Here is an 11,249-nt window from a genome sequence, read left to right as displayed (position 1 = left end):
TCCGATACCAGGAGGAAGGCGATGGCCCGCCGTTGCTGCTGCTGCACGGCTCCGGCCCTGGCGTCATTGGGGGGCGCAACTACTGTGTCGTGCTCGGCGACTTCGCCGAGCACTTCCGGTGCCTGGTCCTCGAGTTCCCCGGCTTCGGCGTCAGCGACCCCGGCGACGGGCACCCGATGATGATGGCCGGCGCCTCCGTCGGGAAGTTCCTCGACGCGCTCGGCATCGACGAGCCGGTGCACGTGATCGGCAACTCGATGGGCGGCATCGTCGGCACCAACCTGGCGATCAACGCCCCGCACCGGGTCCGCAAGCTCGTCACCATCGGCGGCGTCGGCAAGAACGTCTTCGCCCCCGGCCCCGGTGAGGGCATCAAGCTGCTGATGGAGTTCACCGACGACCCGACCAGGGACCGCCTCGTCCGCTGGCTGCAGTCGATGGTCTACGACCCGGCCGTGGTCACCGACGAACTGATCGAGGAGCGCTGGCAGCTCGCCACCGAGCCGACCACCCTCGAGATCGCCGCGCGGATGTACAGCAGCAAGGCGTTCGCCGCCAACGCGGCCGCCGCGAAGGCGTCCGGCGCCACCCCGTACTGGGCGCAGCTGCACAAGGTGCAGGCGCCGACCCTGCTCACCTGGGGCCGCGACGACCGGGTCAGCCCGGTGGACATGGCGATGCTGCCGATGCGCGACATCCCGAACGCGGAACTGCACGTGTTCCCGAACTGCGGACACTGGACGATGATCGAAGCGAAGGCGGCATGGACGTCCGCGGTCCTGGCCTTCCTGCTCCGCGAGGACGCGAACTGATGACTGAACAGAGCGAGCACATGACTGCAGAGCAGTGGGACACCACCGTCGACTTCCTGATCGTCGGCAGCGGCGGCGGCGGCATGTCCGCGGGCGTCACCGCGGCCGAGCTGGGCCTGAACGCCCTGATCATCGAGAAGGGCAAGAAGTTCGGCGGCTCCACCGCGATCTCCGGCGGCGGCATCTGGATCCCCAACGCCCCGACGCTGACCCGCAAGGGCATGGTCGACGACCCGAACGAGATCAAGCACTACCTGCGCACCCTCACCGCGGGCACCGGGGTCAGCGACGCCCGGATCGACGCCTACGTCGACAACGGCCCGAAGCTGATGGAACTGCTCGACCGCAACAAGAACATGCAGCTCTACTGGGTGAAGGGCTACTCCGACTACCACCCGGAGGAGCGCGGCGGCAGCCCGCTCGGCCGCACCATCGAGTGCACGCCGTTCGACACCCGCAAGCTGAAGGAGGACGAGCAGTACCAGCGTCCGAACAGCATGAAGGGCCCCCTCGGCCTGTGGGTCACCTCGAAGGACTACCACGACCTGGCGATGGTCAAGCGGACCTGGGCCGGCCGCCGCGCGTCCCTCGTCGCGGCCTGGCGGGTCGCGTCGAACACGGTGCGCCGTCGGCACATGTCCACCGGCGGCCGGGCCCTGGCGGCCCGGATGCGCATGGTGCTCAAGGACTACGGCGTCCCGCTGTGGCTGCGCACCTCGATGACCGAACTGATCACCGACGCCAACGGCGCCGTGATCGGTGCCGTCGCCGAGCGTGAGGGCACGACCGTCCGGATCCGTGCCACCCGCGGCGTGCTGCTCGCCACCGGCGGCTTCGACCACAACCAGCAGATGCGCGACCGGTACCTGCCCGAGCACGGCCGGGCGAACATCAGCGCGGGCGCCAAGGAGAACACCGGCGACGGCATCCGGGTCGGCCAGGACGTCGGTGCCGCGGTGGACCTCATGGACGACGCGTGGTGGATGCCGTCGGTGTTCCACCCGATGGGCGCGGTGATCCCGCTGGTCTCGGAGCGGTGCATCCCGCCGTCGGTGATTGTCAACGGCGAGGGCGAGCGGTTCACCAACGAGTCGTCGCCGTACGTGAACTTCGTGCACGACCAGCTTGAGGGCGGACACGTCCCTGCCTGGTTCGTCATGGACACCAAGGCGAAGAACCGGTACCCGTTCGCGCAGGTGCTGCCGAACATGCCCTTCCCACAGGGGTTCTACGATTCGGGTGTCGTCCACAAGGCCGACACCCTGCGTGAGCTCGCCGAGCAGATCGGCGTCCCCGCCGACAAGCTGCTCGCCACGATCGACCGGTTCAACGGCTTCGCCAGGTCCGGCAAGGACGAGGACTTCGGCCGCGGCGACAGCGCCTACGACCGGTACTACGGCGACCCGACCATGAAGAACCCGAACATGGACGAGATCGTGAAGGGTCCGTTCTACGCGATCAAGTGCGAGGCGGGCGACCTCGGCACCAAGGGTGGACTCGTCACCGACGAGAACAGCCGGGTGCTGCGCGCCGACGGCACCGCGATCACGGGCCTGTACGCGACCGGCAACACCACCGCCTCGGTGATGGGCAACGAGTACGCGGGCGCAGGCGCCACCATCGGACCGTCGATGGTCTTCGGGTATCTCGCCGCGAAGTACGCCGCCGCGAATACGCTCCCACTGACCGAGAGCACCGAAGCCACGTCCGCCTGACGGCTGGGACGTTCACAACCAAGAGGCGGCCTCGCCGCCGGATCAGCGAAAGTTGAGGGAAGTCATGGGAGAGGTCCTGGACCGGATCATGCAGCACGCGGACGAGATCCGCGAGGGCGGCATCGAGGGCGAGAAGCTCATGCGCCTGTCGGACGGCAACGCCAAGCGGCTGCGTGACGCGGGCGTCATCCGGATGCTGCAGCCGAAGGAGTTCGGCGGCCTCGAGGCGCACCCGCGTGAGTTCGCCGAGACCGCGATGGGCATCGGCGCCGTCGACGGCTCCACCGGCTGGGTCTCCGGCATCGTCGGCGTGCACCCGTGGGAGATGGCGTTCTTCGACCCCAAGGCCCAGCAGGAGGTGTGGGGCGAGGACGTCAACACCTGGATCGCGTCGCCGTACGCGCCCATGGGTGTCGCGGTCCCCGTCGACGGCGGCTACATCCTCAACGGCCGCTGGTCCTTCTCGACCGGCAACGACCACTGCGAGTGGGTCATGATCGGCGCCGCGCTCGGCGACAAGGACGGCAAGCGCACCGGCAAGAACCTGCACGTGCTGGTGCCGAAGTCGGACTACACCGTCGACCACGACAGCTGGAACGTCGTCGGCCTGCGCGGCACCGGCTCGAAGGACTTCGTCGTCAAGGACGCGTTCCTGCCCGCCTACCGCACGATCGACGCCGACATCGTCCTGCAGGGCAACGGTGCCGCGCACGCTGGCCGCGACGAGACGCTGTACAAGTTCCCGTTCTCGTGCATCTTCCCGCTCGGCATCTCCTCGTCGCTGATCGGCATGGCCGAGGGCGGCCTCGGGCTGTACATCGCCATGCAGAAGGAGCGGGTCGCGGTCACCGGTGTCCCGATCAAGGACGATCCGTACGTCATGTACGCGATCGGGCAGGCCGCGGACGAGATCAACGCGTCCCGGGTCGCGATCCTCGAGACCGTCGACCGGTTCTGGGACAAGACCGAGAAGGGCGAGAAGATCACCTTCGAGGAGCGTGCGATCGGTCGCCGCACCCAGACCAACGCCGCGTGGCGCGCCGTCAGCGCCCTCGACGAGGTCTTCGCCCGCGCCGGTGGCGGCGCGATGAAGGTGACGCTGCCGCTGCAGCGTTTCTGGCGTGACGCGCACGTCGGCCTGTCGCACGCGATTCACGTGCCCGGCTCGATCAACCACGCATCGGCGCTGACCCAGCTCGGCGGCGAGCCGCAGGGCATCCACCGCTCGATGATCTGATCTGTCGACAAGGATTGGTGAACATTCATGGCTGACATCCGATCTCTCGGATACCTGCGGGTCCAGTCCCAGGACCTGCCCCGCTGGCGTGAACTGGTCGTCGACGGCCTCGGCATGGCCGTCGGCACCGGCCCCGACGAGGACGCGCTGTACCTGCGCGTCGACGAGCGGACCTCGCGACTGCAGGTCCTGCCCGGTGACGTGGACAAGGTCCTCGCGGTCGGTTGGGAGGTGCGCGACGAGTTCGGGCTCCAGGCCGTGCGCGAGCGGGTCGAGAAGGCGGGCGTCGAGGTCCGCGAGCTGACCCAGGAGGAGGCCGACTACCGGCGCGTCGAGCGGGCGATCACGTTTGCCGACCCGTCCGGCACGGTGCTCGAGGTGTTCTTCGGGCCGGTTCTCGACCACAGCCCGCTCGTCACCCCGCACGGTGGCCGGTTCGTCACCGAGGCGGCGGGCCTCGGCCACGTCGTGCTGCCGACGACGCAGTACCAGGAGACCTACGACTTCTACACGCAGGTCCTCGACTTCCTGCCGCGCGGCGCGATCCGGCTCGGCGGGCTCGACGCGCCCGGCCCGCCGCGTCGGGTCCGGTTCCTCGGCATCAACCAGCGGCACCACAGCCTGGCGATCTGCCCGGCGCCGCCGTCCGAGGCGCCCGGCATGGTGCACCTGATGATGGAGGTCGACACCCTCGACGCCGTCGGTCAGGCGCTGGACCGGGTCACCAAGAACGGCTTCTCGCTGTCCTCGACGCTGGGTCGGCACACGAACGACAAGATGATCTCGTTCTACGTGCGGGCGCCCGGCGGCTGGGACCTCGAGTTCGGTACCGAGGGCATGCTGGTGGACGAGAGCCACTTCACCGCGGAGGAGATCACCGCGGACAGCTACTGGGGTCACGACTGGTCCGGGTCGGAGCCGCTCGCGGCGTTCGCCCCGCCGAAGGCCTGACCCGACGGGCAGGATTCACCAACGCCGAACGCGGCGGTCGCTCACGAGGCGACCGCCGCGTTCGGCGTTTCACGGGTGGACGGGCGGGTCGCAGGACACGGTCCGGAGCGGTAGCCGGGCGGTGCGACCGAGGTGCTGTGCACACCGCTTCTGCAGCACGCGCAGGGGCGTTCGACGCAGAAAACCCCTGCGCACACCCGAAAAGGTATGTGCACAGGGGTTTTGCGCGTGGTGTGGGGGAGGGGCCGGAATCGGCCACCCGGTTCAGGCGCAGGCCAGTTCCTCGGCCATGCGGGCGGTGATGGTGGTCAGCACCCGGGCGGCGGTGGCCAGATCCTCGGGGGCGACCGCGCCGTAGGCGGCGGCCACGATTGCGCTCGATTCGCCGCGGACCTTGCCCGCGAGCGCCACACCGTCCTCGGTGGGCTCGACCAGATCACCCGAAGTCGCCCGCAGCAGGCCGCTTTCGAGCAGCGTGGTCAGGGCGATCCCGGTGTCGGCGGGATTCCACTGGGTCATGGCGGTGACGCGGGTGACGTGGGCGGCCGGATCGACCGGTGTGCCCACGGCCAGGGCCTGGTTGAGCACGATCCACTGCTTCTCGTCCAGCGTGGTACCGGCCAGTGCACGGGTCAGCACCGCGGTGTGGTGCTTCTCGGCCTGGCCGATGATCGACGGGTTCAGGGTGGCCGGTGCGGTGGTGTTCATTGCGCGCTCCTTGTTCGAGGCGATGCTGGACATGGGACGATTCTGACACTGAGTCTCATAAATGTTCAAGTGTCAATTTCGACTGAGTTACTTTCGTGCCTGAGGTTCGTATCGGGCTAGGATCCCGGCATGCCCATCGACGACCGCGCGCTGCCGCTGCGTGAACGCAAACGGCTCCGCACCCGCCGCGCTCTCGCCGACGCCGCGCTCCGGCTGTTCACGGAGAAGGGTTTCGCCGCGACCACCGTGGAGGAACTGGTCGATGCGGCCGAGGTGTCGCGGAGCACCTTCTTCCGGGCCTTCCCCACCAAGGAGGCCGTTGCCGTCGAGGCCGAAACCGAGCTGTGGGCCAGCTATCTCGACGCCCTGGACGCCACCGACCTCGGCGGCCCGGTCCTCGCCGCGCTCCGCGACATCCTCACCGGCGCGGTCGCCGAGCTCGCGGATGACTGGGATGTCCGCTACGTCGCCACCCGCAAGCTGGTGCTCACCGCCCCCAGCCTGCTCGGCCACGTCGACTACGCGCGATCAGGGGTGGAAACTCAAGTTGCCCACCAGATAGCGCGAAAGCTTGCCCTCCCTGACGGAGACCTGCGCCCCCGTGTTCTCGCCGAGCTGACCACCACCGCATGGAGTACTGCCGGGCGCGGCTGGGTCGCCGTCGATGCGAGCGGGGGCCGGGCCGAGCTCATCGAACGCCTGCACCAGGCATTTGCGGTCATTCCCGACGCACTCGGACTGTCGGCGTGAACAGGTGCGACCCAGGACGAATGGGGGTCGGCAATACGCCCTCGTTTACCGGACCGGGGTGATCTGCCACGTGATGTCGTGACCGGCCAGGGAATTGAGGAACTCGGTGGGGTCGAAGGCTTCGGCGGGGGCCAGTGCGCCGGGCTTGAGGTCGTCGGTCGCGAGGCGGGTGGCCGCCTCCACTGCCATGATCGCGGTGTCGCGGTAGGCGTCCGGGCCGGTGAGCACGCCGCGTACCGCGGTGCCGTCTGCTCCGATGGCGTCGAGTACCAGCTCGTAGCGGAGGTCGGTGCTCGGCTCGGGCAGTGCATCCAGCAGTTCCGGGGTGAAGCCGGCGAGCTGGGCGAGCATGTCGGCCTCGACGACGCCCGCCACGAAGGACACGTCGGTGTGCCGGGGAATGGTGAGAACCGGGGGTTGCTGGAATTTGGCGACCACGGTCGGGTCCGCGTCGCCGGGGAAGGTCATCAGCGCGTGCCGGTCGATCGGGCCGGTGCGCAGTGCGCCGTCCGCGAAGTGCCAGCCGCCCGAGCGGAACCAGTCCAATCCGGCCAGAACGGTTTCCGCGCTGCCGCGCGATCCTCCGCCCTCACCCCGGGTGACCAGGCTCATCACGACCTCGGCCGGTGCTGCCACCTCCCGCGCGGCCAGGTGACCGAGCAGGTCACCGGGCAGGTTGCTGTTGGTGATGCCGCCGAGGATCGTCACGCTGGCGGCTTCGGCGCGTGGACCATACTCGTCGAACACCTTCCGCAGGAACAGTTGCTCACCGGAGGTGTCGGTGTAGTGCGCACCGGCCGCGATGGCCGCGGCCAGCACCGGTTCGCCGAAGGCGACGTAGGCGGGCAGAGTGCTGATGACCACGTCGGCATCGGTCAACGCGGTGGTGAGAGTGGCCGGGTCATCCAGGTTGGCGAGCCGGATCTCGGCGTCGGGTAGGCCGGCGGCGGCGGCCGCTACTTGCAGACGGGTAGCGTTGCGGCCCACCAGAATCGGAGTGAGGCTACGACGCCGGAGTTCGTGCAGGACGTATCCGCCGGTATGGCCTGTGGCTCCGTACACCGCGATGGTGGGGCGGTGGCCATTCGGGTGCTGTGTGCTGTTCGTCATGAGTACGAAGCTATGGGGGAGCGCTCGGGGATTGAATGGCTCATCGGCTCACCCCGATGCCCGAATGACTCACCGGTCGGTCGATCAGTAGATTGGCGCCGTGGACGTGCTCAGTGACACCATCACCGCCATCCGCACAGGTGCTCCGACCTGCGGCGTGTTCATTCGGCACGCACCCTGGGGGCGGGACTATCCCGTGGTGCCGGGCACCGGATTCCACGTGGTCCTCGCGGGTTCGTGCTGGCTGGTGCCACCCAGCGGTGCTCCGATCGCGCTGGGCGCCGGGGATGTGATCCTGATGCCGCGCGGGTCAGGCCACGTGCTCGTGGACAGTCTCGACAGTGCGGTGACCGAGCAGGCCCACCTCGGGGAACCCCGCGAGCTCAGCGGCCCCGGTGTGCGTAGCGAATTGATGTGCGGCGCCTACGCATTGGGTCGGCAGCGTAGCCATAGACTGCTCGACGAGTTGCCCGATTTCGTGCACATCCCCGTGCGGCCGGGTGCTGATCCGGGGTTGCGTGGGCTCGTCGACGTCTTGGCGATGGAGCTGGCGCGGCCGCGCGCTGGAACCGACGCCGCCGTTCCGGCGCTGCTGGAGACGCTGCTGCTGTTCGCGTTGCGCGTCTGGTTCGAGAAGCAGGCCCCCGCCCGGACGGGCTGGGCCGGAGCATTCGCCGATCCGGGCGTGCTTGCCGCGCTCCGCGCCATCCACGATGCACCCGAACGAGCCTGGACGGTGCCTGAACTCAGCGCCGTCGCCGGGGTGAGCCGGGCGACGCTGACCCGCAGATTCGCCGCCACGGTCGGTGAACCGCCGCTGTCCTATCTCACCCGCTGGCGCATGCTCACCGCGGCCCGGTTGCTCCGTGACACCGACACGCCTCTGGCCGGTGTGGCCCGCAAAGTCGGCTATCAGAGCGAGTTCGCCTTCGCGAAGGCGTTCAAACGTGAATACGGTCTTGCGCCCGGTCAGTACCGGCGCGGCGACGATGGCGAGAGCGTCGTCGCCGTCTGAACACGCAACCCCCGCCGTCACCGGCGCCGTGAATCGCGTGGAATGGCCATCTGGCTGTGCAGGCCTCCGACGCGCGAGAACCACGGGACAGGGGCGGGGTCGCGTCGCGGCCGGGCCAGGTTTGGCGTGCGACTGCCCGGGGACCCGCCTATCGTGGAAGCTCGGATCCGCCGTCCTACTCGGAGGTGCCCGATGTCCGGTCCCGCGTCCCCGGAGTCGCGTCCCGACTTCACCGGCCTGCTTGCGGTGTATGTCAACTGCACCCTCAAGCGGTCCCCGGAGCGCAGCCACACGCAGGGGCTGATTGATCGGAGCGTGTCGCTGATGCGGGAGTCAGGGGTTGCGGTCGACCAGATTCGCGCGGTCGACCACGACATCGCGACCGGCGTGTACCCGGACATGACCGAGCACGGGTGGCCGAGCGACGAATGGCCGCGCCTGTTCGACCGGATCCTCGCCGCCGACATCCTGGTGCTGGCCGGCCCGATCTGGTTGGGCGACAACAGTTCCGTGATGAAGCGGGTGATCGAGCGGCTGTACGGCTGCTCGGCGATCCTGAACGACAAGGGGCAGTATGCCTACTACGGCCGGGTCGGTGGGGCGCTGTTCACCGGCAACGAGGACGGCGTCAAGCATTGCGCGATGAACGTGCTGTACAGCATGCAGCACCTCGGGTATGTGATCCCGCCGCAGGCCGACGCGGGCTGGGTGGGGGAGGCGGGCCCCGGCCCGTCCTACCTGGACGAGGCGTCCGGCGGACCGGAGAACGACTTCACCAACCGCAACACCACGTTCATGACCTACAACCTGATGCACCTTGCGGCAATGATCAAGGCGGCGGGGGGAATTCCCGCGTACGGCAATCAACGGTCGCTGTGGGACGCGGGCTGTGCGCCGACCTTCCCCAACCCGGACTATCGCTGACGCTGGAACCGGCGGTTCGTGGACCGGCATCGTCTGCTAGCTTCGAGCACCCGATTCCCCACGAAAGGGTCGCCGTGCCGCGAACTCAGGAACTGCCCGCCGCCGACACCGTAACCCCCAACGAGGCAACGGTGCCGCTGCTGCCCTGCCTGTCGGTGGACGACACGCTCGCGTTCTACCGGGCACTCGGATTCGAGGTCACCTACGAGATGACCCGCCCGTACCTGTACCTTGCGCTGTCGTTCAGCGGATTCGAGGTGCACTTCGGAACGGCGCCGGAGGGTCTGGATCCCACCAGGGAGACCTCGGGTGGTTGTCTGGTGCTGGTGGACGCGGTTGCCCCGTACCACCGGGCGTTCAGCTCCTCGCTGCGCACGGCACTCGGGCGGGTTCCCGGCCGTGGCCTGCCCCGGATCACCCGATTTCGGGAGGGGCAGAGCCGCTTCACCGTCGTCGACCCCTCCGGCAATAGTCTGATCTTCATTCAGCGTGACGAGCCGGACGTCGAGTACGGCGGATCGAGCGGACTGGACGGGTTGGCCAGGGCGGTCGACAACGCCCGGATCTTCCGGGAGTTCAAGAACGACGACGCGACCGCGGCGCGGGTGCTGGACGTGGCGCTGCGCAGGTTCGGTGAGGCGGCGGACGACGCGACTCTGCTCGGCGCCCTCACCGCCCGCGCCGAGGTGGCGATCGCGCTGGACGACCCGGCCACCGCCGACGAGCTGGCCGGCCGGATCCGGGCGCTCCGAGCGCAGTAGCGCTCGCGGTCGCCTGCGGGGCTTGCCAAGGCGGCTCCGGGGCGGTAGTTGTGGAGCAGCGTCGCGTGCCGGTGGCGGACTGCGTCAGGCATGGAGGCGTCGGACCAAGGGGTTTCCTTGACCATCTCGCTCAACCACACGATCGTCGCTGCGAAGGACCGGCAGCATTCGGCCTACTTTCTCACCTGGCTCCTCGGGCTCCCGGACCCGGTGCCCGCGGGCCACTTCCTCGCCGTGCGGCTCGAAAACGGGGTGACGCTCGATTACGCCGAACCGCCGGACGGCGTCGTGCCCGCGCAGCACTACGCCTTCCTGGTCTCGGAGGAGGACTTCGACGCCATCTACGGCCGCATCGGCGAGATCGGTCTCGAGCACTGGGCGGACCCGCGCCAATCTGCGCACGGAATCAACCGGAATGATGGCGGGAGGGGAACGTACTTCCTCGACCCGTCCGGACACTTTCTCGAGATCATCACCCGGCCGTACGGTTCCGGGGGGTAGTGGGCCTCAGAGCAGCGTCGACGAATCCGGGTGGAACGGACTGGGTTCCGACACCGGGGCGCCGAGTAGTCCCGCGGCGGCATCGGTAAGGAAGTTGCCAAGCGCCGCCCAGTCGGCCGGGCGGTTGCCCGCGGCAATGCCCGACTCGTACTCGGCGCACACGTCGAAGATCATCCGGCTCAGGATCCAGGCCCGCCCGACCATCACCTCACGGTCGAGGTGGCCGAGGTGTGTCATGGCGAGGGCCCGGATCCGCTCAGATTCGGCGGAGATGCTCGCCGCCCGCTGCGCGAACAGCGCCGCCGCCGTCGGGTTGTGGCGGGCCTGGTTGATGAACCGGGCCCGCCACGATGGCGGTGGGAGCAATGAAAATGCCTGTGTCGCAGGAAGGATCATGCATCGCAGGTAGTCAGTGAGGCTGCCGTCGGTGCCGATGTCGTGGAGCATGGCGGTGCGTAGTGCGCCGGTGCTCGCCGCCTGCCGGTCGAACAGTGCCCGGATCAGGCCGTCCCGGTCACCGAAGTGGTAGGCGACCGCGGAGTGATTCGAGTTCCCCGCCTGCTCGGCGATGCGCCTGCTGGAGATCTGGTCGATGCCGTACCGGCCGAACAGTTCCTCGGCCGCGTCCATCAGCGCGGTCCGCGCCTGCTCGCTCTTGCGCGCCATCTCGCTCCCGTTCGTCGGTGGCACCGACCGATGTGGTCGTCGGTGAACCGTGTCCATGATCCCGCGCGCGGTGAGACCAACGTCATGGCGGGCCGATAT

12 protein-coding genes are annotated in these 11,249 nt (G+C 68.7%); 9 read left to right on the top strand and 3 right to left on the bottom strand.

What is annotated here, in order from left to right; translation table 11 throughout:
• The 4 genes from ACFWQG_RS19950 to ACFWQG_RS19935 form a co-directional block, all read left to right on the top strand.
• The coding region (locus tag ACFWQG_RS19950; RefSeq protein ID WP_378509387.1) for an alpha/beta fold hydrolase at nucleotides 1-812 on the top strand (812 nt) is incomplete at its 5' end.
• Nucleotides 812-2,527, top strand: coding sequence for an FAD-binding protein (locus tag ACFWQG_RS19945; RefSeq protein ID WP_378509386.1), 1,716 nt, complete (start codon nucleotides 812-814; stop codon nucleotides 2,525-2,527). The genes ACFWQG_RS19950 and ACFWQG_RS19945, both read left to right, overlap by 1 nt.
• 64 nt (nucleotides 2,528-2,591) lie before the next feature.
• Nucleotides 2,592-3,764 (top strand): hydroxylase, encoded by a 1,173-nt coding sequence (locus ACFWQG_RS19940; RefSeq protein WP_378509385.1) that lies wholly within the window; start codon nucleotides 2,592-2,594, stop codon nucleotides 3,762-3,764.
• A gap of 27 nt (nucleotides 3,765-3,791) precedes the next feature.
• Nucleotides 3,792-4,715: a VOC family protein gene (locus ACFWQG_RS19935; protein ID WP_378509384.1), complete on the top strand. Its 924-nt coding sequence runs from the start codon at nucleotides 3,792-3,794 to the stop codon at nucleotides 4,713-4,715.
• Between the two features lie 264 nt (nucleotides 4,716-4,979).
• Here ACFWQG_RS19935 and ACFWQG_RS19930 read toward each other — a convergent pair whose 3' ends face one another.
• Nucleotides 4,980-5,456, bottom strand: coding sequence for a hypothetical protein (locus ACFWQG_RS19930; RefSeq protein WP_378509383.1), 477 nt, complete (start codon nucleotides 5,454-5,456; stop codon nucleotides 4,980-4,982).
• A 96-nt stretch (nucleotides 5,457-5,552) separates the two neighbouring features.
• Between ACFWQG_RS19930 and ACFWQG_RS19925 the strand changes: the two genes are divergently transcribed.
• Nucleotides 5,553-6,173, top strand: a complete 621-nt coding sequence (locus tag ACFWQG_RS19925) for a TetR/AcrR family transcriptional regulator (protein ID WP_378509382.1) — start codon at nucleotides 5,553-5,555, stop codon at nucleotides 6,171-6,173.
• 45 nt (nucleotides 6,174-6,218) lie between these two features.
• Here ACFWQG_RS19925 and ACFWQG_RS19920 read toward each other — a convergent pair whose 3' ends face one another.
• Nucleotides 6,219-7,283: a saccharopine dehydrogenase NADP-binding domain-containing protein gene (locus tag ACFWQG_RS19920; RefSeq protein WP_378509381.1), complete on the bottom strand. Its 1,065-nt coding sequence runs from the start codon at nucleotides 7,281-7,283 to the stop codon at nucleotides 6,219-6,221.
• Nucleotides 7,284-7,383: 100 nt separating this feature from the next.
• Here ACFWQG_RS19920 and ACFWQG_RS19915 point away from each other — a divergent pair, with 100 nt between their 5' ends.
• From ACFWQG_RS19915 to ACFWQG_RS19900, 4 genes are all read left to right on the top strand, one after another.
• Nucleotides 7,384-8,298, top strand: a complete 915-nt coding sequence (locus ACFWQG_RS19915) for an AraC family transcriptional regulator (protein WP_378509380.1) — start codon at nucleotides 7,384-7,386, stop codon at nucleotides 8,296-8,298.
• Nucleotides 8,299-8,490: 192 nt separating this feature from the next.
• The gene (locus ACFWQG_RS19910) at nucleotides 8,491-9,222 is read left to right on the top strand and encodes a flavodoxin family protein (protein WP_378509379.1); all 732 of its coding nucleotides are present in this window, start codon (nucleotides 8,491-8,493) and stop codon (nucleotides 9,220-9,222) included.
• A gap of 74 nt (nucleotides 9,223-9,296) precedes the next feature.
• On the top strand, nucleotides 9,297-9,983 hold the full coding sequence (locus ACFWQG_RS19905; RefSeq protein WP_378509378.1) for a glyoxalase: 687 nt from the start codon (nucleotides 9,297-9,299) through the stop codon (nucleotides 9,981-9,983).
• Between the two features lie 90 nt (nucleotides 9,984-10,073).
• The gene (locus ACFWQG_RS19900; RefSeq protein WP_378509377.1) at nucleotides 10,074-10,484 is read left to right on the top strand and encodes a VOC family protein; all 411 of its coding nucleotides are present in this window, start codon (nucleotides 10,074-10,076) and stop codon (nucleotides 10,482-10,484) included.
• Between the two features lie 6 nt (nucleotides 10,485-10,490).
• Here ACFWQG_RS19900 and ACFWQG_RS19895 read toward each other — a convergent pair whose 3' ends face one another.
• Entirely contained in the window at nucleotides 10,491-11,150 is a 660-nt protein-coding gene (locus ACFWQG_RS19895; protein WP_378509376.1) for a TetR/AcrR family transcriptional regulator, read from the bottom strand.
• Nucleotides 11,151-11,249: the final 99 nt, after the last annotated feature.

It is taken from the genome of Rhodococcus sp. NPDC058532, assembly GCF_042719255.1.
Taxonomy (GTDB): domain Bacteria; phylum Actinomycetota; class Actinomycetes; order Mycobacteriales; family Mycobacteriaceae; genus Rhodococcus_G.
Note: the sequence above shows the minus strand (reverse complement) of the source record. Positions and strands in the feature narration are given on the sequence as shown.

Excerpts from the sequence above, each read along its gene's own strand:
- ACFWQG_RS19900 (WP_378509377.1), top strand. The coding sequence starts at position 10,074 with ATGGAGGCGTCGGACCAAGGGGTTTCCTTGACCATCTCGCTCAACCAC.
- ACFWQG_RS19935 (WP_378509384.1), top strand. The coding sequence starts at position 3,792 with ATGGCTGACATCCGATCTCTCGGATACCTGCGGGTCCAGTCCCAGGAC.
- ACFWQG_RS19945 (WP_378509386.1), top strand. The coding sequence starts at position 812 with ATGACTGAACAGAGCGAGCACATGACTGCAGAGCAGTGGGACACCACC.
- ACFWQG_RS19925 (WP_378509382.1), top strand. The coding sequence starts at position 5,553 with ATGCCCATCGACGACCGCGCGCTGCCGCTGCGTGAACGCAAACGGCTC.
- ACFWQG_RS19910 (WP_378509379.1), top strand. The coding sequence starts at position 8,491 with ATGTCCGGTCCCGCGTCCCCGGAGTCGCGTCCCGACTTCACCGGCCTG.
- ACFWQG_RS19940 (WP_378509385.1), top strand. The coding sequence starts at position 2,592 with ATGGGAGAGGTCCTGGACCGGATCATGCAGCACGCGGACGAGATCCGC.
- ACFWQG_RS19930 (WP_378509383.1), bottom strand. The coding sequence starts at position 5,456 with ATGTCCAGCATCGCCTCGAACAAGGAGCGCGCAATGAACACCACCGCA.
- ACFWQG_RS19895 (WP_378509376.1), bottom strand. The coding sequence starts at position 11,150 with ATGGCGCGCAAGAGCGAGCAGGCGCGGACCGCGCTGATGGACGCGGCC.
- ACFWQG_RS19920 (WP_378509381.1), bottom strand. The coding sequence starts at position 7,283 with ATGACGAACAGCACACAGCACCCGAATGGCCACCGCCCCACCATCGCG.